Genomic DNA, 22,328 nt, shown 5'->3' with positions numbered 1-22,328 from the left:
CGCTCCCCTCTCCACAGCCAGTGACGGCACCCCTCCCGCCCTCCCAAGTGAGCTCACCACCGTCACCTTCGGTGCCGATACCGTCTCCCAAAGGGGCACCCCCTGCAAAGGCGAGACCACCGCGGCGGCCTCCTCCACCCTTACCCGCCTTCAAAATTCTCATGGGGGCGGGCTTTACGGGCTTTGAAATGGCGGCGTTGGGGGTGATGGTTTCCAGCTTAATGACCAGTTGGCAATTACCCCTTGGGGTCAGTGCTGGTGTGATTGGGGGGGTGTTTGCCCTCTTGGTATTTATGCAGCTCAAAGGCTGGATTGAACACTGGGAACAATTAATCATTGGGACATTGTCAGGGGCGGCTCTTTTCTTTTTTCCTTCCTTGCAGGCGGGATTGGGGGGACCGACGGCCCTGCTCATGTGTGGTTTAGTCGGCTTAGGTTGCGTTGTTGTCGGTAACATCTTTTTGTTGATTTACAACGTTTTGGCGCAGTTCTTGTAGGAGCGGAGCTATGCAGTTAATGTGGCTGGAGAGCAATACGTGGTTGTGGAAGCTGGGTTCTACAAGGGTTCTGGTTGATCCGTGGTTGGTGGGCCCGCTCACCTTTGGCAATACCCCCTGGCTATTTCAGGCGGAGCGATCGCGCCCCTGTGCCATGCCGAGCGATGTGGATATCATTTTGCTCTCCCAAGGACTCCCGGATCACTGCCATGAGCCTACCCTCCGTGCCTGCGATCGCGCCCTACCAGTCATTGCCTCCCCCAGTGCCGCCAACGTTGCCCAGAGTCTTGGCTTTGAAACGGTGATTTCCCTTAGCCCCCACCAAACCCATACCTACCGCGATCTGGCCATCCAAGCCACCAAGGGTGCCAGTATCGGCCCCACTCAACAGGAAAATGGGTACATTCTGCGCTGGGGTACCCAAAGTCTCTACTATGAACCCCACGGCTCTCATGATCCGTGGCTGCGCAGCTATGGCAAGGTGGATGTGGTGATTACCCCCCTATTGGATGTGTGTTTACCCCTGGTGGGGGCGATTCTCAAGGGGGGCAAAATAGCATTGGAATTGGGGCAATGGCTACAACCGAAGGTCATGATCACGACAGCGGGCAATGGCAGCCTCCGCCTTCAGGGATGGCTACCGCGACTACTCTCGGTTCAAGGAACCCTTGAGGAATTACAAGGGTCGTTTCAGCGGCTTGGACTCAGCACTCGTTTGGTGGAACCAGTGGCCTACACTCCCCTTGTTCTGCTGGCTGAGGCTTAGGAATGCGACGCTGGTTGCGGTCTTTGATTGACCTTGGGCAACAGGTCGTCATTCTGCTTCAGGACAATCAGCGATTTTTGCACCTTCTCAGCCGGATTGAAGGCATAGCAACGCGGGTGCTGGCGATCGGGATGCTGCTGGTGGTCATCGTCGCCATTATTGATTTGGGGCGGATTTTGACGGTAGAGCTACTCTCACCCCCCCTGGGGCAGTTTAGCTTGGAACTGGTGAAAATCTTTGGCCTCTTTCTCAATGTTCTGGTGGCATTGGAAATTCTCGAAAACATCACGGCCTACCTGAAAACCCATGTCTCCTCCCAGATTGTTGAGCTGGTGATTGTTACCTCCCTGATTGCCATTGCCCGTAAAATCATCATTCTGGATATTAGCCAACCAGAAACGGTGGCAAAGCTCCTGGGGCTGGCGATCGCCATCTTGGCCTTGTCTGCCAGTTACTGGATTGTGCGTCGTCTAAACTATCGGCGGCGTCCCTGAGGGATAGACCTGCTCACGGTAAGCTTTGGCCTGCTCTAAGGCTCTTTGCAGGTGCTCCCAGTCCTCCTGCTCCACTTGGCGAATCAGATCATCAAGGGTGGCACGGTAGTGAATCAGGCAGTGGCGCAGGGCAGCGCGGTTATATTCCGCCATCATCCGTCCCAACTCTGGGTTACCACCCCCAACGCGGCTGGTATCGCGAAAGCCAGAGCTAGCCAACTGCTGGGCCAGCGTCCGAATTGGCTCATTGGCTTCTTGGGCATTAGCGAGAATCAGGGCTGCACTCACCAGTACGGGGAGGTGGGATATCCAAGCAACGGCGCGATCGTGATCCGATGGGGTGGCATAGAGCAGCTTTGCCCCGAGATCATTGACCACGCCAGCGACACAGTCAATGGCAACACTTTGGGTGTGCAGGGTGGGGGTGAGAACATAGGGAGCATTCTCAAACAGATGAGCTTGGGCCGCTTCAATGCCGGATTCTGCGGTACCGGCCATCGGGTGACCACCGACATAGCGTGGCCAGAGTTTTTCGAGGGCGGGGACGATCTCTCCCTTGACGGATCCCACGTCCGTCAGCACCGTTTCTGGACTGAGATAGGGGATGATCTCAAGTGCAACAGGAAGGATGCTGCCGATAGGGGGGCAGAGAAACACCAGATCAAGGGCACGCAAAGTTTGCGGCTCCGTACCGCCCCAGTCAATGGCTCCCCTGGCGATCGCCCGCTCGCAGGTTTCAGGGCGCCGACTCAGCCCCACCACGTAGTGCCCCTTGGCCCGCAGATCAATGCCCAGCGACCCACCAATCAGTCCCAGCCCGACAATACCAATGCGCAGCATCCCGCCTCTAACCTAAACACCTTTCCAATTGTGACCTTATTCTTGTTCTGAGGGATATTCTCCGCCGCTGCACATTTGTGCTTTGGCTTCACAGCCAGCGGAGATAGCTTCGATACAATCAGAAATAAATCTGTTGCGCTCTAGGCCATCCATGATGAAACGCCTTGCCCATTTACTTCAGCAGACCCTCAAATTTTGCCTTGGTCTTACCCTGGTTTGGTATCTGAATAGCAATACACCGGTGTGGGCAGCCGCAGCTCACCATAGTTTTGTAGCAGCTGCAGTAGAGCGGGTTGGGGATGCGGTTGTTCGCATTGATACTGAACGCACAATTGTGCGCACCCCCGATCCCCTCTTGAGTGATCCCTTCTTTCGCCAATTTTTCCCCGGTTTAGCCTTGCCCCCCCAAGAGGATCGGCTGCGGGGTCAAGGGTCAGGGTTCATCATTGATCCTAGTGGCATTGTCATGACCAACGCCCATGTGGTGAGTCAAGCCGATACGGTGACAGTGCGCCTCAAGGATGGCCGAGTCTTTGAGGGGGAAGTGCGCGGCGTGGATGAGGTGTCTGATCTAGCGATTGTCAAACTCAAAGGGGTCACCGAACCATTGCCCACGGCGCCCCTTGGTGATTCCAGTGAGGTGAAGGTGGGGGATTGGGCGATCGCTGTCGGCAATCCCCTTGGCCTTGACAACACAGTAACATTGGGGATTGTTAGTACACTCCACCGCTCCAGCGCTCAAGTGGGTATCCCCGATAAGCGCCTTGATTTTATTCAAACGGATGCGGCCATCAACCCCGGCAACTCGGGGGGACCTTTGCTCAATGAAGCGGGGGAAGTAATTGGCATTAATACCGCCATTCGTGCCGATGCCATGGGGATTGGCTTCGCCATTCCCATCAACAAAGCCAAAGCCCTGCAAACCCGCCTGATTCGGGGTGAGAAAATTCAACACGCCTACCTTGGCATTCAAATGACCACCTTTACGCCGGCAATGGCCAAGGAAAACAATGCTAACCCCAACTCACCCGTGATTCTGCCGGAAGTCAATGGCGTTCTTGTCCTACAGGTGTTGCCCAATACGCCTGCGGCAAAAGCTGGTCTGCGCTGGGGGGATGTGATTACCGCAGTAGATGGGGAACCGATTACCAGCGCCGATCAGTTGCAGAACATTGTCGATAGTGCCGCGGTGGGGCAAGTTCTGAATTTAACCGTTCAGCGGGGCGATCGCACTCAACGGATTGCGGTGCGGACAGCGGCGTTGCAGGGAGCGGCTTAAGATGCCCTTGGGGCTACTGCTGCTGTGGCTCTTTGCCCTTGCCACCCGCTTTTGGGGCCTGAGCCGCTTTCCCACCCTAGTGTTTGATGAGGTCTATTTTGCCCGCTTTGGCCGCCACTATCTTGCAGGTGTGCCTTTCTTTGATGCCCATCCCCCGCTGGGAAAATACCTGATTGCCCTGAGCATTTGGCTGGGGGGCGGCTTTCACCCTTGGGGCTATCGCTGGTTGAATGCGCTGATGGGATCGCTGATTCCCGTGGCAGTGGCAGTGTTGGCCTATCTCCTGACCCGGCGATCGCGCGTGGCGCTGTTATCGGGACTCTTCGTTGCCCTCGATGGCCTCTTTTTGGTGGAGTCCCGCTATGCTCTCATCAATATCTCCCTTGTGCTTTTTGGTGTGGTGGCACAGATTCTTTGGCTGTGGGGGTTGCGCCACCAGGGCAGGGGGCGATCGCTCTGGCTGATGGCCGCAGGGGTTGCCTTTGGCGCCTGTGGAGCTGTGAAGTGGAGTGGTTTGGGATTCTTGCTGGGGGTGGAGCTTTTCTGGGTTCTCCAGCAGAGGTTGCCGCTGGCCGCTGAGGGGAAGACGACCTACCAGTGGTGGCAGATGTGCCTGGTCCTGCCCCTGGTTGCCTTTGGGGTTTATACCCTGCTCTGGCTGCCCCATCTCCAGTTTCATCCCCACCAGAGTCTCCTTGAGCTGCATCGCCAAATGTTTCACTTTCACCGCAGCGTTGCCAGTACCGCCCATCCCTACTGCTCGCCATGGTGGTCTTGGCCGCTGTTGCTGCGCCCCATGAGCTACTTTTTTCAGCGAGTACAAACCCTCAGCGAACCGGTGCCCGTCATTGGCCCGCCCCTACCCATGGCGGATACCCAGTGGGTTTATGCCGTCTATGCCCTCTTCAATCCGCCCCTCCTGTGGCTCGGCACCTTAGCCACCCTTGCACTTTTACCCCTTGGGCTGACCACAACGGCAGGCCATTTTGTGCTCTGGAACTATGCCGCCAATCTCCTGCCTTGGGCACTTGTAACCCGCTGTGTCTTTCTCTATCACTACCTCCCCGCTGCCCTCTACAGCTTTATGGCTTTGGCTTTGGTCTGGGAAGCCAGCCGCGATTGGGGAGACTGGGCACGCTGGGCACGTACTGCTGTCCTAGGAGGAGTTGTCGGGGGCTTCCTTTACTGGCTTCCCCTATATTTAGGACTGCCCTTGACGCCCCAAGACTTTCTGAGGCGGATGTGGTTACCGTCTTGGATTTAGGGCTATCCCAAGAGCTGTTTGACGCTGGCAACAAGTTCTGCAGGATCAAAGGGCTTAGTGATGTAGGCATCCACCCCCTGTTTTTTGCCCCAGTGAATATCAAATTCTTCACCTTTAGTTGTGCACATAATCACTGGCACCTTTTGGGAAGCCGCTTCTCCCTTAATCCAGCGGCAGAGTTCATAACCATTCATGCGCGGCATCACCACGTCTAGAATCACCAGGTCAGGGCATTGGGCTTTGATTTTTTCCTGAGCTTCGATGCCATCTTCGGCCTCAACAACGTCGTAGCCTTGTTCTTTCATGAGTTCAACAATCATTGCCCGCAGGGTGGGACTGTCATCAACAACCATAATTGTGGCCATAGGGGTTTTGCCTGATGCCGCAAACAATACGCTGACTATTATGCACTAGAATATGCACTGGAACAGCCAATGATGCTGTCTATACTCCAGGGTACCACTTTGATTCCAAGGCTAAGGAGCGTCAGCAAAGTTCTTTAGTTCTGGTCGAGCAGATGCCGAAAGAGTGCCCCGAGTTCTCGGCTAAATTCTGGTACCGTACGGGGGAAGGGACGCTGTTGTCGCCACGCGGGGGGCAATTGTTGCCAGAGAGCAAGGAGGGTGGGGGTTCCCAGGTGGGGCGCAAGGTCAGGCCACTGTTGAAAGACCTGCTGGGCGCGATCGCTCACCGCCACCTGACCATTGACAAGAGTCATAATCCAGTCTGCCCAGCCATAGGCAAAATCCAGATCATGGGTAGCAATCATAATTGTTGTCCCCTGTTGGTGAATTTTCTCTAGCACTTCTCGCAATTGCTGCCGCTGCTGCTGATCCAGATAGGTGGTGGGTTCATCCAGGAGTAACAGCCTTGGTGCCAAGGCCATGACCCCAGCCAGTGCCACCCGTCGTTTTTGCCCCAAGCTCAAATGATGTAAGGGGCGGTCAGCGAGAGCCACTAAATCAAACTCCTGCAAGATTTGATAGAGGCGAGCTTCCACTTCTGGGGGACTGAGACCCAAATTGCACAGCCCATAGGAGATGTCCTCGGCTACGGTTGCTGCCACCAACTGTTGTTCCGGATCTTGAAAGGCTAAGCCAATCCGTTGCCGCCACTGCCGCAGTTTCTCCGGTTGGTGAACCAGGCGTTGCCCTTGCCAGTAAATTTCGCCGCGATCGCGCCGATAGAGGGCAGCAGCCAAATAAAAGAGGGTGGATTTCCCTGAGCCATTCAGGCCCAAAAGGGCAACTTTCCGTCCTGTCTCTAGGGTAAAGGAGCAGTCCCGCAGAACCGGTTCAGAGGTATTGGGATAGCGAAACTCAACCTGATGAAATTCCAATAGGGGGACAGACATCTTAGACCATCACGGTGTTTAGCAGGAGCAGGGCACTGCCACCAATGAGGACTTCGAGGCCATACCGCTGGGAATAGGTATAGGTGCAGGGGCGCAACACTCGAAACGGCCCCTGAAAGCCCCGACTGACCAAAGCAAGCTGAATGGCTTGATAGCGATGCAGCGATTGTTGCAGAAGCTGAGCTGCTAAGAGACTGACGCTGAATAGCCAGCGCGATCGCCGTTGATAGCCTCCCCGCGCCCGCTGCGCCAACTGAAGCGTGAAGGCAGTTTCGAGGAGGGTGAAGATATAGCGGTACATCAGCATCAAGACATCGAGGACGAAAGCGGGAACGCCCCAGCGCTCAGCCACTGCCAACAGTGCTGGGAAGGGAGTCGTCAATAAAATCAATAGTAAACAGGTGCTGGCAACAATTGTCCGCAGTCCTACCGTTAAGCCTTGGTGCAATTTCTCGGCACTGATAAAAAGCGACCAGCCCATTAGGGAGATGTCACTAAGAACCACTTGGCCCGAAGCCCTTAAAGTCTCCGTCGGGATGATTTGCACCACTAACCCTGGTAAACTCACTAGCCAAAACACGGCCACTGTAGCTAGGAGGGTGAAGTAAACCCGCCACGGAATGCGGGCATAGCCAAGAATCCAAAGGCTGAGCCATAGCCAAAGCAAGCTCTGGACAAGGGGGTGAGCAAAAAACGTAAATAACAGGCTGGCGATCGCAAAAATTAGCTTTTGTTTGGGGTGCAGATGCCGCAGACCATTGGTGTAGGCGTAGATATCGAGGTGATGGTGCATTCACGCCCTAGGATCCTTAGAATGTCGAGGGGTTGCTGAACGGGCGTGGTACTGACCGGCAATAAAGCCGATGGCCCCTGCCCCTAGGGCTGCTTGTACCGCAAATAGGAGCGATTCCACTTCACTACTGGGTGGCTCAAAAAGGGGTTTTGCCCACGGCTGAAAGTCTGGCGCCACCTCCTGAATCAAGTCCAGCGCTTGGGCATCGGCACCTTCAAAATTCCCCTTAACGAAAAGTAAAGGAAAGATGCCCAGGACAATGGTTCCTGCTCCTAGTAGGAGGGCCGCTATTTTTTTATTCATCAAAAACCTCCACCATCTTTCTGCTGCACAGCCTCGAGTGCCAGTTTTTACCAGTTTTTCAGATCAAATATCCCAGAAATGACTATCCTCCGGTAGCCGGTAGAGTCCTTTAGGGCAACTCTTCCTCAGGCAAGAGTCTTAAGGCCTGCAGTTCTGCAACACAGTAGGTCGTCAACCAGTTCCACACCAAGACCGTCAGCAGCCCTTCACTGATGGCGAGGGGAATCTGTGTGACGGCAAAGAGGGTGCCAAATTTGGCAAAGGAAGTGGCCACGCCACCCACGCTGTCGGGAAAGGCCAAGGCCAATTGCAAAGAGGTCAAGGTGTAAGTACCCACATTGCTGATAAAGCTAGCGGCAAACAGAGCGATCGCCGGCTTCACTCTCAAACGAGACGCGCCGCAGTAGGTAAGCCAAGCGAGCCACGGTCCTACGACGGCCATCGAAAAGGCATTGGCTCCCAGTGTCGTCAATCCGCCATGGGCAATGAGGAGGGCCTGAAAGAGCAACACCAGTGTCCCCAATACTGCCATCAAGGGAGGCCGAAAAAGAACAGCCCCAAGGGCAATCCCGATAGGATGGGAACAGCTGCCAGTCACCGAGGGAATCTTCAAAGAAGAGACAACAAAGGCATAGGCGCCTGCCAAGGCAACCAGTAGGGTGGATTCGGGGTGTTGTTTGATCTGCTGTTGCAATGACCACAGTCCCCATGCCAAGAAGGGGAGAAAGGCCAGCCACCAACCCACAGCCCAACCTAGGGGCAAAAAGCCCTCACTGATGTGCATGGCCAAGGCGGGATTAGGACTCGCTACCACGAGGTATGTGGTCAGAAGGGCGATCGCCCCCAGGGAAGCATATCGCTTTGCTTGACTACGTTTGACCATATTACTAGACATAGCCTCCAATCCCAGTAGCGCCCATTTTAGGGGTCAACCGATTGCCTGACTATCCCTAGTGGGGGCTTCAACGGATAAGGAAAACAGCCACCCATAGCTCAAGAATTGATTGGTAGCCAGATCTCAAAGCTGAAATATGCATAGACTTTGATGTAGTTGGTATAACAAAATGGAAGTCTAATGGGATTATTAAATCCATAGGTACGGTTGCTATGTTCCCAAGGGGGGTGTCATGAGTGAACTAACTGCCTTTAGTCATTCCTTGAGTAGCGGTTATGAAGTAGTGGTGATCAAGCCGCAGTCCCTCAGTGATACCACCTTGATTGTGCAAGCGCTGCGGGCGGACAAGGCAGTGATTCTCAACCTGGAGCACCTTGATGTGGCTGAGGCACAGCGCATTTCCGATTTCGCCGCGGGTAGCACCTATGCCATCAATGGCCATCAATCGCGCCTTGGGGACGGTGTCTTTCTCTTTACTCCCAACGTGATTAATATCCAAGAACGCACAGCAGTACCGACACCTGCTGGACTGGTCTAAGCAAGGCTATTGATGACCCCTGAGGATCTGCTCACCGTCAGTGAGTGCCAAGAGATTGATCAACTGCTTTTGCCAGCGGCAGATCGCTTTGCGATTCGAGTGGCGGTGTATGCCCAGCGTTACCTACGTACCAAGATTGAGGGGAAGCCCCTCGAAGACCTGACCGCAGCCCAAGTCTATGAACTGGTTGCTGCCGATCCCCAGTTGCAAGCGGAGGAAGCACGCCAGGGGGGATTTATAACGTGGTATGGCCAAATTCTCATCAGCGCTCTCAAGCAACTACGGCAAGTGGCTAAAAGGGAGGGGGTGCCTATTGCCGAGCTAACTATTCCCCAGATTAGTCGGTGGTTTGAGCAGCAGTGTCAGGCACGCTTGCGATCGTCCCCGCCGTTACCTTAAGAATTTGCGCCTGCTTGCGCCAAGGGACGGCAAAGGGGGCAAGGTGGGTGGCGGTAATCAGGGTTTGGTAGCGATCGCCCATCACCTCCAGCAAAATTCCCTGTCGCTGCAAATCCAGTTCGGCGAGGACATCGTCCAACAACAAAAGGGGCGTGTCGCCAACTACACTTTCCACAAGAGCCAGTTCCGCTAGTTTCAACGCCAATACGAGCGTGCGCTGCTGCCCTTGGGAAGCAAATTGACGGGCACTTTGAGCATTAAGCCAAAAGCCAACATCATCACGGTGCGGTCCCACCAGGCTAGTTTTTTGGAGCAGTTCAATGGCGCGGCGAGTCGCCAAGGCCTCACTAAAGGCTGCCACAATGGCCTCAGAGGTGCCATCCCCAAGGGGCACATGGCTCTCATAACTCAAGGTCAGGGTCTCGCGATCGCCACTCAAGACTCGCTGCCAATGCTGTGCCAAGGGAGCCAAGCGTTCAACGAGGCGCTGTCGGCGGCGGATGATGCGGGTGCCATTGATAACCAATTGCTGATTCCAGGCTTGCCAGAGGGCTTCATCCCATCCTTGGCTGCCTGCCTGTTTGAGGAGTGCATTGCGTTGGCGCAGGGCTTTTTGGTAGGTTTGCAGGAGTTGACTGTAGAGGGGTTCCAATTGCACCAAAATCCGATCCAACCAGTTGCGGCGAATCGCTGGTGTGCCCCGCACCAGTTCCAAATCCAAGCAGGAAAATTCCACCGCATTGAGTTGACCGAGAAATTCCGCAGTGCGCTTGACCGTACAGCCATTGACCCGTAGGACACGGCCTGAGGGGGGGCGCAAACTCACCGCCAGATCAAGGGGAACCCCTTGGCGCTCAAGGGTGGCTTCAATTTGGGCACTCTCTTGTCCCTGCTGAATCAGGTCGCGATCGCGATGGGTGCGATGGGATTGCAATGTGGCCAGCCACTCCACAGCCTCCAGCAAATTGGACTTGCCCTGGGCATTGTCGCCGACGACGATAGTTTTCGGAGCAGCAAACACCACGGATTGCTCGCTGTAGTTGCGGAAGTGGCGCAGATGGAGGGACTTGAGAAACACTGAGCAGCCCTTACCAGCCCCACGTTCCCGGTGCCCCCTTGAATGGGCCAACAATGTCTGGCGTAATCCAGCCGCCATAGAAGCCCCCCGGTTGCGGAATCACCACCACGCCATCCACGGTGCATTCATCCATCAAAGCAGCATAGAAGGCAATGTAGTTGCGGATTGGCGCAAAGGCAGGGGTGGGTTTGGGATAGTACCACGCTGCATTCTCAGCTTGGCGATCGCCCACCTTGACGTGGTAGTAGGCGCCTTGTCCTTTCCATTCACAAAAAGTTTGCCGTGCCGAGGGCACCAGATACTGCAACTGTACATCCTCTGGCGGAAAGTAATACACCGGCGGATGACTGGTTTCAAGTACCCGCTGTCCCCGCTGGGTGTCAGCAATCACCACACCATTAAAGACCACCCGCAGGTGTTTTGCCGTGGGTTCAAGACGGGGCGGACGGGGGTAGTCCCAGACCGACTCTTGACCAGGGGCAGGGGGCATCTGTTGCATGGGCTCTCAGTTCCTGAACATCCTGCTTTGACCAAAGGCGTAACAAACTCCGCCGTCTAGGGCGCACAAGGATAGCAGGATTGGTGTCTCCGTTCTTAGTTACAGCCTTAGTTACAGCATAGAATAGTTGGACTACAATATTGTTCTTAATTGTTCTTAGCACGAAAATCCAATGCTAACAGGAATATCCAAGACACCCCCGGAGGGCCTGTGGATTCAACCCCACTAGCGGTCGGAAGCAGGAATCCCTTAAAGCGACTAGACAAGGTGCAATCCCTGCGGAGCGCAGTAGGAATCGCCGGCGAGGATGTCAAACTAACCGCTATAGCTCAAGGTTGGGAACTGGTTTGTCGCTCCACCAAGCCCTGTTCAATTGCCAGTCGCACCAGCTCAGCCCGATTGTGAACTGCTGTTTTTTGAAAAAGGCTACTGACGTGCTTTTCAATCGTTCGCGCGCTCAAGTGCAGGCGATCGCCAATCTGGGCATTGGAGAGTCCCGCCACCAACAAAGCCAAAACGTCCTTTTCCCGCTGCGTCAGATCAACCCTAACGCGTTGGCTTTTCGAGACAGAGAAAGGCTGCTGTCGCTGCTGCCACTCCATTTGTACCAGTTGTGCCCGATCGAGTAGGTTGCGCACCACCGCTGCTAACTCATTGAGGTCAAAGGGCTTGGCAAGATAGACATCGCCGCCGGTACGATAGGCACGAATTCGCTCCTCCAATTCCGTGCGCGCCGTTAGGTACACCACTGGCAGTAAGCGTAACGAGGGATGCTGGCGGACCTGCCGCACTAACTCATAGCCATTCATATTGGGCATGGCAATATCCGTAATCAGCAGGTGAGGTTGATAGCGATGGATCATTTCCAAAGCTTGGGCCCCATCTCCCGCCGTCAGGCAACAGTACCCTTCGGATTCCAAAAAGCGACTCACCGACAAGCGGATGCCGGGATCATCGTCGGCAATGAGTACTGTAAGGGACATAGGAAATTTATGTCTCCACTAGACCACAGTATTTCTCCACACAGCGGACAAACAGCTCAACCCCAATACTTAAAACGGTTTCGTCAAAGTCAAAGCGGGGATGGTGGTGGGGAAAATCTAACCCCAGTGTGCCATTGGCTGACCCCAAAAAGAAGTAGCAGCCTGGAACAGCTTTCAGAAAAAATGACATATCCTCCGCGGCCATCGTCTGACAATGGGACGTGACTCCAGCTGGCACCTCGACGACCGATTCCGCAACAGAGCGCACTAATTTCGCCATTTTGGCATCGTTGACCGTGGGGGGATACATCCGCTCGTAGTGAAAGCGATAGGTGGCACCATGACTCTGGCAGATACCAGCAATCACCTGTTCAATGCGCTGGGGTAGCCAGTCCCCCAACTCTGGCTTAAAGTATCGAACTGTTCCCCGAAACGTTGCAGTATCGGCAATCACGTTCTTTGCGGTGCCCGCGTGCACTGCCCCCACGGAGATCACCGCAGTCTCGAGGGGATCCACATTGCGCGAGACGATGGTGTGCAACGCTGTAATGATTTGAGCAACAACGAGCACAGTATCCACCGTAAACTGGGGTAAAGCCGCGTGTCCTCCCTTGCCGTGCACTTCACACTCAAAGAATTCCGCTGCCGCCATCAACGGGCCACTACGCACGCCCACCGTGCCAACGGGCAGAAAATTCCAGAGGTGCAGGCCAATAATGCCATCCACTTTTGGCGTATCGAGAACCCCCGCTTCAATCATTGGTTTGGCACCACCGGGACCTTCTTCGGCCGGCTGAAAGATGATTTTGACCGTACCAGCAAAATCGCGGTGAGTCGCCAGATATTTCGCAGTGCCGAGGGCGATCGCCGTATGACCATCGTGCCCGCAGGCGTGCATTTTCCCCTCATGGAGAGAGCGATAGGGCTTATCGTTTTCCTCCTGGATGGGCAGGGCATCCATATCAGCGCGAATTGCCAGCACAGGCCCCGGTCGAGATCCCGGAAGAACCGCCACAATGCCCGTTTCGGCGATGCCAGTGCGATGCTGAATCCCCCATTGCCGCAGTTTTTCACTGACAAAGGCCGCCGTCAGGTGTTCCTGAAAGCCCAATTCCGGTCGTTGGTGCAAATAGCGTCGCCACTGCACAAGTTCAGGTTGTAGGGCAGCGACCTCTGGACGCAGTTGGCAGCTCACTTGCGGAAGATGGAAAGCCATGGGGCAGTCTTTAAGATTTTGTTTAGGATGCACTTCTAGGATAAAGCATGCCCTTAGCTAGGGGATTGGTAGGGATTGGTCTTCAGCCCTCAAGGCAACTTGGGTACGGCTTACTTCCACCAGTCGTAGGATTTTTTTCGTCAGAACCCCCTGACTTAGGAAACATTTGTTATTATGGCAGGTAGCTCCTTAGGGCAAAAATTAAAATAGTTCAGTATTGGATATTACAATTTGCCAATTCTGACTCCTAGGGTCTCTTCAGCCAAACGAGGATGTTATGGTTCAATCCCTTCAATACTCCATTGAACTCGTCAAAGATGAAGCACGACGATTGGTGGCCAAAGGTGTGGTCAGTCGGCAGCAGCCCATTTACACCCTCTGCCAGTTTGTGCCCGTTCGGGAGTGGCCCCTCATTGAGGCAGAGTTAGAGCGCTGTGATTTTATGCTGCGCGATCGCATTGGCGACCTCATTGGTCGTGAGTGCTGGGACAACGATTAAAACGATTAAAGAACAATCATTGAGGGCACCTCCTTCCCCTAATGCGCAAATCCTAGGACGTGGGTGCGTCTAAGTCCTGCTGTAGGTCTTGGCGAAGGGCTCGCAGGGTTTCCAAAAGCGTCTGAATATCTGCGGCCAAGTCGGCACTTTCGCGAGCAGCAGGCTCAGGGGTTGAAGGGGATTGCCGCTGCTGAGCAATAAAGGCTTGAATTAGTTCCCGGGCCTGGGCTTCAGTGAGTCGGCCTTTCTCAGCGCAGACCGTGGCCAGGTGCCGGGCATCCACTCGCAGCTGCGTCAGGTATTCTTGGCGCTTGGCTTCATCCTGTAGCGATTCAATGGCGGCAGCCGCAGCTCCAATACCGGTGTAGTAGAGTTGCTGGACGATTTCGAGGGGATTGCGATCCATAGAGTTCATCCCGAAGCAGACTATCCCTTTTACTCTACGGGAAATCTCTCTTGCTCTTCAAGGTTGAGGAAAGCGGCTGCGGTAGAGGTGGACAATTTTACTCACTACCTCATCGATCCCCAAGTTGTCAGTGCAAACTTCTATCGCATCGGCCGCTTTACGAAAGGGGGCGTAGGTGCGTTGCTGATCCGCTGTGTCGCGAGCGGTCATCTGAGCAAGCAATTCTTCATAGGAGAGGTCGCATTGTCCCTGCTGTTGTAATTCCTGCCAGCGGCGCTGGGCACGCTCTTGGGGGGAGGCCGTTAGGAAAATTTTCAAGCCCGCCTCTGGAAAGACATGGGTGCCAATATCACGACCTTCAGCAGCGATTCCCCCATTGGCTCCGATCGCCCGCTGTTGTTGTACCATTAGCCGCCGCACACCGCGCAGGGCGGCAATCTGGGATACCCGCTGCGTCACCTCTAGGGAGCGAATCGCTTGGCTGACCTCGCGATTGTTGATCCACACTCGCGTTGGTTGATGGGGATCACGGCTCTCAAGATGCAACTGACAATGGGCGATCGCCTCTACGATCGCTGGCTCATCGTGGAAATCTATATTATTTTCCAAGCACCACCAAGTTACCGCCCGATACATGGCACCGGTGTCAAGATACTGCAACCCTAGGGCTTGGGCAGCCAGTCGCGTCACGGTTGACTTCCCAGCACCGGCAGGACCATCCACCGCCAGAATCGGCAGGCGGCGATCCAGTAGACAATTGTCAATGAGGCGCGTTTGCCCCACCCAGCCAGCGATCGCCAACAGACCCACGGTCTCAATGCGTTCCAAGGGCACAAGGGTCTGGGGATGCACCAATTCGGCATAGTCGAGGCGCAACTGGGGAAACTGGCGCAGATGATCTTGCACTTGGGCTAGAAGCAGACTCGCTTCCAAGCAGCCCTGACGGAATGCAGCCTGAGCCACCTCTAGGCTTTGGCTTAAGGCAAGGGCAGTGGCGCGCTCCTCAGCATTCAGGTATTGATTGCGGGAACTCAGGGCAAGGCCGTCGGCATCGCGGACAATCGGGCAGCCAATGATCTCCACCTCCAGATTCAAGTCCGCTACACAGCGGCGAATAATCGCTAACTGCTGGGCATCCTTTTGCCCAAAGTAGGCGCGATCGGGCTGGACTAGATGCAACAGCTTCAGCACAATTGTTGCTACCCCGCGAAAATGGCCGGGGCGCGATCGCCCACAGAGGTGTTCCGTTAACTCCCTTGGCGGCTCCACCACGGTCAAGTGCTTCATCCCCGTTGGGTAAAGCTCAGCCACACTGGGCACAAAGAGCAGATCCACCCCTAACTGCTGACAGAGGGCAGTATCGGCCTCAAGGGCACGGGGATAGCGCTCCAGATCCTCTTGGGGACCAAACTGCAGTGGATTGACAAAAATACTGACAACAACCACATCACACTCTTGCCGTGCCCGCTGAATCAAGGCAGCATGCCCCCCATGGAGTGCCCCCATTGTCGGCACAAAACCAACCGTGGTTGCCGGAGAGAATGTGCCAAGGGCAGTCTGTAAACCCGCCGTGGTGGTTAAACGGTAAAACTTACCCATAAAGTGCTTCGGGGGCAATGGATGGAGTTTTGGTACAATCTGTCATATTACAGCCCTTTTCCCACGGCGAGAAGCCACTCAAGCTTGCGAAAACCAGGATTCAGATCAGAGAGATTTTTTAGGGTATCCCCATTGTAGAAAGGCTCTGTTTAGTGCCCGGGCCTGCTTTTTTTGACCAAAGTTTGTACATTTGTTGCAAAAGCTTTAATCTTGCGGGCAGGTTCTCTAAAATTCAAGTACTTTCGTTTTTCTATACTTGCAAACCCTGTAACACAGCTCCCACTTTCACCCCGCCTTAGTCAAAAGCTTGTTTTTTAACTGGAACTGTTGAGCATACGCCGCGAGGATAGCCCCTATGGCCAATGAACTACAAAACAGTTTACAAAAATACCGTTTCGTCTGCACCCTCACCTTCGGGGATATTTATGGCCAAGTCATTGTTTGGCTAATTGTGATCTTTATTGGTTTGGCCGCCTCCCTCACCCTCTACAACAATCCAGTGCAGGCGTTTCTGGTCGGGGGGCTAATTTTGGTCTTAACCTTGCCCTTTTTGCTTTTTGCCTTTGTCACGACCCTGCTCAACCATATTGAAATGCGACCTGTAACAGTGACAGAGAAGAAAAAACGTAAAGATGCCGCCGTGGCCTCAACCACCGAAGTGGCTGCTGCAAATTAAAAACCCTTAGAAACCCTTAAAAACAGCGAGCCATCGCTCCCCACACCGAAATTACCGCGCCGGCCTATAATGCTTTAGGTTCGCCAAGCCCTTGCCCCCAACCGGGGGTGATTGGCAATGCCAAAATTTATGCTTTGCCAATGGCGGCAGCACCGCTGATTTTAATAAACTGCTCCTGTTCACCAGTGGGTTGGCCCTGGTGAATGCCCTTTTTGAGGAGGGGAAACCTGGCCAATTGTTAGCCCAAATTAAATCCCTTCTCCAAGACAGCACGTCCAACTCCTAAAAGGCGACTGCATACCCCTAGCTGCAGGAATGGATAACTCTTCAGTAGGGCGGGGGGGCGGAGGCATGCATAGAGGATTTATTGAATTCGTCTCTATTTTCAAAGTTCATAGAGCTTTGTCAATAAGGAAAATATAAAAGAAAGATTAAGAACCGCTAAAGGTCAGTGTTAGTATTCTGCCGAACAGATTTAGAAATGTTAAGATTCTTAATATATGTAATCTAGCTTTGCAAAAGCTGTTAAAGCACCGTTGGCTTGGCCGCGATCTTTAGCAGGGGCGATCGCCCATCCTATAGAGAAAACGATATTCCTAGGCTTTGGACGAATCACTGCTGTCAACCTTGAGAACGAGCGATAGGGACTATGGATACCTCAAAAGATTTAGTGCGCACTTACCTACGGGAGATTGGCCGTGTGCCATTGCTCACCCATGAACAGGAAGTGATCTACGGAAAACAAGTGCAGCAGCTCGCCGCCATGAACGAGATTCGCGAAAAGCTGGCGGCAGAACTCAACCGTGAACCCACCCGTGCTGAATGGGCTGCCGCCGCCAACATCAGTGAAGCAGAGTTGGAGACAATTATCGAGAATGGCGAGCGCGCCAAACGGAAAATGGTGGAAGCCAACCTACGGCTAGTGGTTTCGGTGGCCAAAAAGTACATCAAGCGCAATGTGGATTTGCTCGATCTCATTCAAGAGGGAACCATCGGGATGCAGCGAGGGGTAGAAAAATTTGACCCCACTAAGGGGTATCGCTTCTCTACCTATGCCTACTGGTGGATTCGCCAGGCCATCACACGGGCGATCGCTGAAAAGGGGCGGACGATTCGCCTCCCTATCCACATCACCGAAAAGCTGAACAAAATTAAAAAAGCCCAGCGACAACTGTCCCAACGCCTGGGTCGCGCTGCCACGATTAACGAACTGGCCGCAGAACTGGAGTTAACCCCCGCCCAAGTGCGGGAATACCTCGAACGGGCACGGCAGCCCCTCTCCCTTGATGTCCGTGTCGGCGATAATCAGGATACAGAGTTGGGGGAATTGTTGGAGGATTCCTCCATTTCACCCGAGGAGTTTGCAACTCAATCCTCATTGCGCAGTGACCTCGAACGGTTGATGGCGGATCTGACCCCACAGCAACGCCACGTCCTCTCCCTACGCTTTGGTCTAGAGAATGGTCAACCCCTCACCCTTGCCAAAGTGGGAGAACTGCTCAACATTAGTCGTGAGCGGGTACGGCAAATTGAGCGGGAAGCCCTCAGCAAACTCCGCAAACGCCGGGGCGATATTCACGAGTACCTTGCCAGCTAGCCCATGCTCACTGACGAACAGCACCGCCAAAAAATGCAGCAGCGCAAAGCCGTGCAGGCCCAACGCCTCGCGGAGCGCACCCGTGAAAAAGGTCTCATTATTGTCCATACAGGCAACGGTAAGGGCAAAACCACAGCGGCCCTTGGTATGGTGCTGCGTTCCCTAGGGCATGGCTACCGAGTGGCAATTATTCAGTTCATTAAGGGGGCGTGGGAGCCAGCGGAAAAAACCGTCCTTAGCCATTGGTCAGACCAATTGGCCTTCCATGCAATGGGGGAGGGCTTTACGTGGGAAACCCAAGACCGGCAGCGGGATATTGCCTGTGCCCAAGCCGCTTGGGAGCTGGCCCTCAGCTACATCACAAACCCCGCGTACCGCCTGGTGCTGCTGGATGAAATTAACGTTGCCCTCAAGCTAGACTACTTAAATGTGGCAGAGGTGCTCGAGGGGCTTGCCCGCAAGCCAGAAATGACCCATGTGATTCTCACCGGGCGCGGTGCTCCCCAGGCCCTGATTGAGACCGCGGATTTGGTGACAGAAATGACCCTTGTCAAGCATCCCTTTCGTGAGCAGGGGGTCAGGGCACAGCCGGGGATCGAATTCTAAAGCAGGAGTTCCCCGGCGAAGATGGTAACCGCCTGACCCAATAGCAGCAGGCGATCGCCCCCTTGGGGTTGCATTTTAATCACGCCGCCCCGTGCTGAAGCTTGATAGGCCACCAGTTCCCGTTGACCGAGCTTGGCTTGCCAGTAGGGATAAAGACTACAGTGGGCAGAGCCCGTGACGGCATCCTCTGGGATGCCCAATTGGGGGGCAAAAAAGCGAGAAATAATGTCATATCCATATTTCTCGCCACGGGCAGTTACAATCAGTCCCCGGCAGGGCAGGCGGGCAATCTGGTCAAAATCGGGTTTCAACTGGGCTACGGCATCGGCAGCGGCCAGCTCCACCAGCAGATCACTCCCTGCTTGTCCCATAAACAGGGGCGTTGTTCCCAGTGCTGTAATGATTGAAGCTTGCACCTGCTGATCCTCAAGGGGGGTTACGGGCTGCTGCGGAAAATCAAGGGCGATCCAATCCCCAAGGCGCTGGGCACGCAGGAGACCACTGTGGGTATGAAATTCTAGGTCCTCCACCACCCCCTGGTGTTGCCAGAGGACGTGGGCCGTTGCGAGGGTGGCATGACCACACAGAGCCACTTCCGCCACAGGGGTAAACCAGCGCAGGTGAAAGCCACTGGCCAGCGGTACGACAAAAGCCGTTTCTGAAAGGTTCATTTCACGGGCGATCGCCCTTAAGGTCTCATCCCCAGGAAATGCTTCTAGGACACAAACCGCCGCTGGGTTACCCTGAAAGGGTTCTTGAGTAAAAGCATCAACTTGGTACAGTGGTAGCGGCATCCGACCCCCGAAAACCGTAAGATCAATCCTGTAGATCGAGCAGAGGACATACTGCGTGGAACGGACATTTCTAGCCATTAAGCCCGATGGTGTGCAACGTGGGCTAGTGGGGACGATTATCCAACGATTTGAACAAAAAGGCTACACCCTGGTCGGCCTCAAACTCATGCGCGTCAGCCGCGAACTTGCGGAGCAGCACTACGGCGAACACAAAGACAAGCCCTTCTTTCCGGGGCTCGTGAATTTCATTACCTCTGGGCCAGTGGTGGCCATGGTCTGGGAAGGACGGGGGGTGATTGCCAGTGCCCGCAAACTCATTGGTGCCACCAACCCTCTCAATGCTGAACCAGGAACGCTGCGGGGCGATTTTGCCGTAGATGTGGGACGGAATGTGATTCACGGCTCCGACAGTCCCGAAAATGCGGAGCGGGAAATCAATCTCTGGTTCCAAACCCAGGAACTCGTGCCTTGGGAGCCGGCCCTTACCTCTTGGGTGTATGAGATGTAGGCTCATGGGTTGATTTGGAGAGGGTTGGGGGAGTGTCTGGCTCCTCCACCTCCCGCTTGGAAAAGCCCCACGTAAAGCAAAGGGCAATCAGGCTAATCATCACCCAGTCAGAGGGGACGAGTTGCGGATTGATGACACGAATCAGCAGCCGCAGGCCCACTAGCGTCACTGTGAAATAGCCCGCATCCTCAAGCCGAGAAAATTCTTTGAGCCAACGAATAAATAGCTCCGCCATAAAGCGCAGCATAATCACCCCAATCGTGCCGCCGAGTAATACCAGCCAACGCTCATCCGACAGGGCGATCGCTGTGGTCACGCTATCGAGGGAAAAGGCCAAATCCGCTAAGGCCAGCAGGGGGACTGCCTGCCAAAAAGAACGAATCACCCGCTCGTGTTCATGCTCTGGCTCAGTCGTAAAGAAAAAGTACTTTGCCGATAACCACAGCAGATAAAGGGCCCCCGCCAACTCAAACTGCCAGAACTGCAGGACCCAAGTGGCTGTGAGGATAAGCCCAATCCGAAAAACATAGGAAATGGCGAGTCCCAGATTGAGTGCCCGCCGCTGTTGATCTAAATCTTCGATGCCGCGCACCAAAGCTGCTAGGGCGATCGCATTGTCCGCTGAGAGAACTGCTTCCAATGCCAACAACACCACAAGTAACAACAGGGTATCTAGTCCCCAGTTGGGCGAGAGTTCCAGTAGTTCATCAATCATTGGGCGAGGGAAGTTCTCCAGATTTTTGGCTGCTTATCCTTATCGTCGCACACTAGCGGTACAGCCTTTTTCCCAAGGATGGCACCCCTGACGTCAGTATTGGATTCCGTATTGGAAACCCAAGGAGTTCCTTTGTCGGAGCGAGTACCCTAGCCCTGAGGTAGGATACGGCGGCTAAACTGCTGAATCTCCTCGCGAATGCCTCGTGGCAATTGGTTTTGTTTGGCAAGGGCCTGCTGGAAGTATTGCTGCGCCTGCGATCGCTTGCCACTAGCGGCTAAAATTTGGGCTTTCAGATAAAACAGTTCTGGATTGTTGGGCGCAAGTGCCAAGGCTTGATCAACGGCGTTTAAGGCTTGGGGCCATTGCTTGCGATCGCGATAGGCCAAGGCTAACCCCCGATATCTCAGGTAATCAGGAGCAGCGTAGGTTTGCAGGGTTTGAATCGCCCGATCCATGCTGACAAAGCTGACATTACTAGCAATGCCCCACTCCATAAAGCCACGGATAAGATTCAATTCCGGATCGCGAGGATTGACAGCTTCGGCGCGGCCCACATGATCGAGAACCCGCTGTACCCGCAACAGAGCGGCTGGCGTACCCATTACAGGACCGGATCCCGCATCGGAGATTTCATAGCCAGCCATCAAGAAGTGACCGACTGCTTGGTAAAGGTTACCCCGCAGGGGATCGCGGCGCGTGAGGGCTTGGGCAGCGCGGAGGGTTGCCTCAGCATAGCGTTTGTACTCTGCCCAGTCTTCATTGAGATAGGCAATGGCGGCAGCCAACGTCAGCGTTAGGGGTTCTTGGCGATCGCGCTCTAGGGCAGCGGGCAGTAACTCCTTACCTTTGACATAGTCACCATCGCGAAAGAGGGCAACAAAGACGGCTTCCGTTGCATCCGAAATGGGTCGCGCCTGGGGGCCTTTCCGGAAAGGATCTCCAGCAAGGGCAGCCGTACTCAGTACCCAGGGAGCGATCGCTCCACTAAGATAGAGAGCAAAGTATTGCCATAGGCGCCATTGACGTCTTTGCACAGTCGTTACCTCCGGAGTCTGCATCTTGTTTTCGGTTCGCCATCTCAGCTACCATCCCGCCGCCACCCCTCAACCCATTTTGCGGGACATTAATTTAGACTTGGGTATGGCTGAACTGGGATTGATTATCGGACCCAGTGGATGCGGCAAGACCACCCTACTGGAAATTTTAGCGGGCTTGGCCACCCCTAGTCGGGGAATCATTCGATGGCAGGATCAGGTTCTCACACCGGATCATTTACAACAGTTGGCCGGATTGGTCTTTCAGTTCCCAGATCGCTACTTCTGCGGCAGCACCATTCTTGAAGAGTTGCGCTTTGGCCACCCAGAAATTCCCTACGAAAATTTTTACCGTGCTCTTGCCGATGTTGGCCTCGATCACCTGCCTTTGCACACCCGCCCTGAATCCCTCAGTGGTGGGCAGCAGCGTCGCCTTGCTCTCGCTGTGCAACTGGTGCGTCAACCCTACCTGCTCTTGCTCGATGAACCCACAGCGGGTCTGGATTGGTCCATGCGCCGCCAATTGGTACAGCTACTGGGCCGCCTCAAGGAACACTGGAGTCTTCTTGTGGTGACCCATGAGGCCACCGAACTGCAGGAGATGAGCGATCGCAGGTGGCGATTGGAAAACGGTTGTCTAGTACCACTGACTTCCCCTCAGTCAAGTCCTGTAATAAGTTTTAATACTTAGGT

At 54.5% G+C, this 22,328-nt stretch carries 27 protein-coding genes and 1 pseudogene; 13 read left to right on the top strand and 15 right to left on the bottom strand.

The genetic code is table 11. The features are described from left to right. The 3 genes and pseudogenes from IGQ16_RS01855 to IGQ16_RS01845 all read left to right on the top strand — a co-directional run. Positions 1-497: pseudogene (locus IGQ16_RS01855) on the top strand (serine/threonine protein kinase); the annotation flags it as partial. A 10-nt stretch (positions 498-507) separates the two neighbouring features. Next, positions 508-1,263 carry an MBL fold metallo-hydrolase gene (locus tag IGQ16_RS01850; protein ID WP_024123971.1) on the top strand — a complete coding sequence of 252 codons (756 nt, stop codon included), beginning with the start codon at positions 508-510 and terminating at the stop codon, positions 1,261-1,263. Positions 1,264-1,265: 2 nt separating this feature from the next. Then, positions 1,266-1,757, top strand: a complete 492-nt coding sequence (locus tag IGQ16_RS01845; RefSeq protein WP_024123970.1) for a phosphate-starvation-inducible PsiE family protein — start codon at positions 1,266-1,268, stop codon at positions 1,755-1,757. Here the strand turns inward: IGQ16_RS01845 and IGQ16_RS01840 are convergent. Further along, the gene (locus IGQ16_RS01840) at positions 1,734-2,594 is read right to left on the bottom strand and encodes a prephenate/arogenate dehydrogenase (protein WP_041429363.1); all 861 of its coding nucleotides are present in this window, start codon (positions 2,592-2,594) and stop codon (positions 1,734-1,736) included. The two genes, IGQ16_RS01845 and IGQ16_RS01840, sit on opposite strands and share 24 nt — an antisense overlap. A gap of 154 nt (positions 2,595-2,748) precedes the next feature. On the opposite strand from IGQ16_RS01840, the gene IGQ16_RS01835 reads away from it, so the two are divergent. Both IGQ16_RS01835 and IGQ16_RS01830 read left to right on the top strand, forming a co-directional pair. Further along, positions 2,749-3,876: an HhoA/HhoB/HtrA family serine endopeptidase gene (locus tag IGQ16_RS01835; protein WP_041428869.1), complete on the top strand. Its 1,128-nt coding sequence runs from the start codon at positions 2,749-2,751 to the stop codon at positions 3,874-3,876. A gap of 1 nt (position 3,877) precedes the next feature. Next, on the top strand, positions 3,878-5,140 hold the full coding sequence (locus tag IGQ16_RS01830) for a phospholipid carrier-dependent glycosyltransferase (RefSeq protein ID WP_297060026.1): 1,263 nt from the start codon (positions 3,878-3,880) through the stop codon (positions 5,138-5,140). A gap of 2 nt (positions 5,141-5,142) precedes the next feature. On the opposite strand, the gene IGQ16_RS01825 is transcribed toward IGQ16_RS01830, so the two are convergent. The 5 genes from IGQ16_RS01825 to IGQ16_RS01805 form a co-directional block, all read right to left on the bottom strand. Next, on the bottom strand, positions 5,143-5,505 hold the full coding sequence (locus tag IGQ16_RS01825; protein WP_024123966.1) for a response regulator: 363 nt from the start codon (positions 5,503-5,505) through the stop codon (positions 5,143-5,145). 134 nt (positions 5,506-5,639) lie between these two features. After that, positions 5,640-6,494 carry an energy-coupling factor ABC transporter ATP-binding protein gene (locus tag IGQ16_RS01820; RefSeq protein WP_297040953.1) on the bottom strand — a complete coding sequence of 285 codons (855 nt, stop codon included), beginning with the start codon at positions 6,492-6,494 and terminating at the stop codon, positions 5,640-5,642. A 1-nt stretch (position 6,495) separates the two neighbouring features. Then, entirely contained in the window at positions 6,496-7,287 is a 792-nt protein-coding gene (cbiQ, locus tag IGQ16_RS01815) for a cobalt ECF transporter T component CbiQ (protein ID WP_024123964.1), read from the bottom strand. Further along, on the bottom strand, positions 7,288-7,590 hold the full coding sequence (locus IGQ16_RS01810; protein WP_297060024.1) for an energy-coupling factor ABC transporter substrate-binding protein: 303 nt from the start codon (positions 7,588-7,590) through the stop codon (positions 7,288-7,290). A gap of 109 nt (positions 7,591-7,699) precedes the next feature. Continuing rightward, on the bottom strand, positions 7,700-8,485 hold the full coding sequence (locus tag IGQ16_RS01805) for an energy-coupling factor ABC transporter permease (protein WP_297060022.1): 786 nt from the start codon (positions 8,483-8,485) through the stop codon (positions 7,700-7,702). A gap of 232 nt (positions 8,486-8,717) precedes the next feature. Here IGQ16_RS01805 and IGQ16_RS01800 point away from each other — a divergent pair, with 232 nt between their 5' ends. Continuing rightward, on the top strand, positions 8,718-9,023 hold the full coding sequence (locus IGQ16_RS01800; protein ID WP_024123962.1) for a cell division protein SepF: 306 nt from the start codon (positions 8,718-8,720) through the stop codon (positions 9,021-9,023). A 12-nt stretch (positions 9,024-9,035) separates the two neighbouring features. Further along, positions 9,036-9,422 carry a hypothetical protein gene (locus IGQ16_RS01795; protein ID WP_024123961.1) on the top strand — a complete coding sequence of 129 codons (387 nt, stop codon included), beginning with the start codon at positions 9,036-9,038 and terminating at the stop codon, positions 9,420-9,422. On the opposite strand, the gene recF is transcribed toward IGQ16_RS01795, so the two are convergent. From recF to IGQ16_RS01775, 4 genes are all read right to left on the bottom strand, one after another. Next, positions 9,361-10,500, bottom strand: coding sequence for a DNA replication/repair protein RecF (gene recF, locus IGQ16_RS01790; RefSeq protein WP_297040849.1), 1,140 nt, complete (start codon positions 10,498-10,500; stop codon positions 9,361-9,363). The two genes, IGQ16_RS01795 and recF, sit on opposite strands and share 62 nt — an antisense overlap. Positions 10,501-10,510: 10 nt before the next feature. Then, positions 10,511-10,999, bottom strand: coding sequence for a DUF427 domain-containing protein (locus IGQ16_RS01785; protein ID WP_297060020.1), 489 nt, complete (start codon positions 10,997-10,999; stop codon positions 10,511-10,513). Positions 11,000-11,328: 329 nt separating this feature from the next. Then, positions 11,329-11,982 carry a response regulator transcription factor gene (locus IGQ16_RS01780; RefSeq protein WP_024123958.1) on the bottom strand — a complete coding sequence of 218 codons (654 nt, stop codon included), beginning with the start codon at positions 11,980-11,982 and terminating at the stop codon, positions 11,329-11,331. Between the two features lie 7 nt (positions 11,983-11,989). Continuing rightward, a complete protein-coding gene (locus IGQ16_RS01775; protein WP_297060018.1) occupies positions 11,990-13,198 on the bottom strand; it encodes a M20 family metallopeptidase in 1,209 nt (402 codons plus the stop codon). A gap of 277 nt (positions 13,199-13,475) precedes the next feature. On the opposite strand from IGQ16_RS01775, the gene IGQ16_RS01770 reads away from it, so the two are divergent. Continuing rightward, on the top strand, positions 13,476-13,697 hold the full coding sequence (locus IGQ16_RS01770; protein ID WP_024123956.1) for a DUF4327 family protein: 222 nt from the start codon (positions 13,476-13,478) through the stop codon (positions 13,695-13,697). Between the two features lie 52 nt (positions 13,698-13,749). Here the strand turns inward: IGQ16_RS01770 and IGQ16_RS01765 are convergent, their stop codons facing one another. Then, positions 13,750-14,103, bottom strand: a complete 354-nt coding sequence (locus IGQ16_RS01765) for a hypothetical protein (protein ID WP_297060016.1) — start codon at positions 14,101-14,103, stop codon at positions 13,750-13,752. A gap of 57 nt (positions 14,104-14,160) precedes the next feature. Then, positions 14,161-15,702, bottom strand: coding sequence for a bifunctional pantoate--beta-alanine ligase/(d)CMP kinase (locus tag IGQ16_RS01760; protein WP_297060014.1), 1,542 nt, complete (start codon positions 15,700-15,702; stop codon positions 14,161-14,163). Positions 15,703-16,057: 355 nt separating this feature from the next. On the opposite strand from IGQ16_RS01760, the gene IGQ16_RS01755 reads away from it, so the two are divergent. From IGQ16_RS01755 to cobO, 3 genes are all read left to right on the top strand, one after another. Further along, entirely contained in the window at positions 16,058-16,378 is a 321-nt protein-coding gene (locus IGQ16_RS01755; RefSeq protein WP_024123953.1) for a hypothetical protein, read from the top strand. Between the two features lie 640 nt (positions 16,379-17,018). Beyond that, positions 17,019-17,975 carry an RNA polymerase sigma factor, RpoD/SigA family gene (locus IGQ16_RS01750; protein ID WP_041428862.1) on the top strand — a complete coding sequence of 319 codons (957 nt, stop codon included), beginning with the start codon at positions 17,019-17,021 and terminating at the stop codon, positions 17,973-17,975. 3 nt (positions 17,976-17,978) lie between these two features. Next, positions 17,979-18,581 (top strand): cob(I)yrinic acid a,c-diamide adenosyltransferase, encoded by a 603-nt coding sequence (gene cobO / locus IGQ16_RS01745; protein ID WP_024123950.1) that lies wholly within the window; start codon positions 17,979-17,981, stop codon positions 18,579-18,581. Here cobO and IGQ16_RS01740 read toward each other — a convergent pair. Then, positions 18,578-19,375, bottom strand: coding sequence for a PhzF family phenazine biosynthesis protein (locus IGQ16_RS01740; RefSeq protein ID WP_024123949.1), 798 nt, complete (start codon positions 19,373-19,375; stop codon positions 18,578-18,580). The genes cobO and IGQ16_RS01740 overlap by 4 nt on opposite strands. A gap of 55 nt (positions 19,376-19,430) precedes the next feature. Here IGQ16_RS01740 and ndk point away from each other — a divergent pair, with 55 nt between their 5' ends. Next, complete coding sequence (ndk, locus tag IGQ16_RS01735) at positions 19,431-19,883, top strand: nucleoside-diphosphate kinase (protein ID WP_024123948.1); 453 nt, start codon at positions 19,431-19,433, stop codon at positions 19,881-19,883. Here ndk and IGQ16_RS01730 read toward each other — a convergent pair. Both IGQ16_RS01730 and IGQ16_RS01725 read right to left on the bottom strand, forming a co-directional pair. Further along, positions 19,858-20,598: a tellurium resistance protein TerC gene (locus tag IGQ16_RS01730; RefSeq protein WP_024123947.1), complete on the bottom strand. Its 741-nt coding sequence runs from the start codon at positions 20,596-20,598 to the stop codon at positions 19,858-19,860. The two genes, ndk and IGQ16_RS01730, sit on opposite strands and share 26 nt — an antisense overlap. 149 nt (positions 20,599-20,747) lie before the next feature. Beyond that, a complete protein-coding gene (locus IGQ16_RS01725; protein WP_297060009.1) occupies positions 20,748-21,635 on the bottom strand; it encodes a Sll0314/Alr1548 family TPR repeat-containing protein in 888 nt (295 codons plus the stop codon). Positions 21,636-21,660: 25 nt separating this feature from the next. On the opposite strand from IGQ16_RS01725, the gene IGQ16_RS01720 reads away from it, so the two are divergent. Then, entirely contained in the window at positions 21,661-22,326 is a 666-nt protein-coding gene (locus IGQ16_RS01720; protein ID WP_297060007.1) for an ABC transporter ATP-binding protein, read from the top strand. Positions 22,327-22,328: the final 2 nt, after the last annotated feature.

Origin of the sequence: Thermosynechococcus sp. M3746_W2019_013 (genome assembly GCF_015296045.1) — a bacterium.
GTDB lineage: Bacteria > Cyanobacteriota > Cyanobacteriia > Thermosynechococcales > Thermosynechococcaceae > Thermosynechococcus.
Note: the sequence above shows the minus strand (reverse complement) of the source record. Positions and strands in the feature narration are given on the sequence as shown.

What these genes read in the sequence shown, in the direction of transcription:
- IGQ16_RS01850 (WP_024123971.1), top strand. Translation starts at nt 508, where the DNA reads ATGCAGTTAATGTGGCTGGAGAGCAATACGTGGTTGTGGAAGCTGGGT.
- IGQ16_RS01845 (WP_024123970.1), top strand. Translation starts at nt 1,266, where the DNA reads ATGCGACGCTGGTTGCGGTCTTTGATTGACCTTGGGCAACAGGTCGTC.
- IGQ16_RS01835 (WP_041428869.1), top strand. Translation starts at nt 2,749, where the DNA reads ATGATGAAACGCCTTGCCCATTTACTTCAGCAGACCCTCAAATTTTGC.
- IGQ16_RS01830 (WP_297060026.1), top strand. Translation starts at nt 3,878, where the DNA reads ATGCCCTTGGGGCTACTGCTGCTGTGGCTCTTTGCCCTTGCCACCCGC.
- IGQ16_RS01825 (WP_024123966.1), bottom strand. Translation starts at nt 5,505, where the DNA reads ATGGCCACAATTATGGTTGTTGATGACAGTCCCACCCTGCGGGCAATG.
- IGQ16_RS01820 (WP_297040953.1), bottom strand. Translation starts at nt 6,494, where the DNA reads ATGTCTGTCCCCCTATTGGAATTTCATCAGGTTGAGTTTCGCTATCCC.
- cbiQ (WP_024123964.1), bottom strand. Translation starts at nt 7,287, where the DNA reads ATGCACCATCACCTCGATATCTACGCCTACACCAATGGTCTGCGGCAT.
- IGQ16_RS01810 (WP_297060024.1), bottom strand. Translation starts at nt 7,590, where the DNA reads ATGAATAAAAAAATAGCGGCCCTCCTACTAGGAGCAGGAACCATTGTC.
- IGQ16_RS01805 (WP_297060022.1), bottom strand. Translation starts at nt 8,485, where the DNA reads ATGTCTAGTAATATGGTCAAACGTAGTCAAGCAAAGCGATATGCTTCC.
- IGQ16_RS01800 (WP_024123962.1), top strand. Translation starts at nt 8,718, where the DNA reads ATGAGTGAACTAACTGCCTTTAGTCATTCCTTGAGTAGCGGTTATGAA.
- IGQ16_RS01795 (WP_024123961.1), top strand. Translation starts at nt 9,036, where the DNA reads ATGACCCCTGAGGATCTGCTCACCGTCAGTGAGTGCCAAGAGATTGAT.
- IGQ16_RS01785 (WP_297060020.1), bottom strand. Translation starts at nt 10,999, where the DNA reads ATGCAACAGATGCCCCCTGCCCCTGGTCAAGAGTCGGTCTGGGACTAC.
- IGQ16_RS01780 (WP_024123958.1), bottom strand. Translation starts at nt 11,982, where the DNA reads ATGTCCCTTACAGTACTCATTGCCGACGATGATCCCGGCATCCGCTTG.
- IGQ16_RS01775 (WP_297060018.1), bottom strand. Translation starts at nt 13,198, where the DNA reads ATGGCTTTCCATCTTCCGCAAGTGAGCTGCCAACTGCGTCCAGAGGTC.
- IGQ16_RS01770 (WP_024123956.1), top strand. Translation starts at nt 13,476, where the DNA reads ATGGTTCAATCCCTTCAATACTCCATTGAACTCGTCAAAGATGAAGCA.
- IGQ16_RS01765 (WP_297060016.1), bottom strand. Translation starts at nt 14,103, where the DNA reads ATGGATCGCAATCCCCTCGAAATCGTCCAGCAACTCTACTACACCGGT.
- IGQ16_RS01760 (WP_297060014.1), bottom strand. Translation starts at nt 15,702, where the DNA reads ATGGGTAAGTTTTACCGTTTAACCACCACGGCGGGTTTACAGACTGCC.
- IGQ16_RS01755 (WP_024123953.1), top strand. Translation starts at nt 16,058, where the DNA reads ATGGCCAATGAACTACAAAACAGTTTACAAAAATACCGTTTCGTCTGC.
- cobO (WP_024123950.1), top strand. Translation starts at nt 17,979, where the DNA reads ATGCTCACTGACGAACAGCACCGCCAAAAAATGCAGCAGCGCAAAGCC.
- IGQ16_RS01740 (WP_024123949.1), bottom strand. Translation starts at nt 19,375, where the DNA reads ATGCCGCTACCACTGTACCAAGTTGATGCTTTTACTCAAGAACCCTTT.
- IGQ16_RS01730 (WP_024123947.1), bottom strand. Translation starts at nt 20,598, where the DNA reads ATGATTGATGAACTACTGGAACTCTCGCCCAACTGGGGACTAGATACC.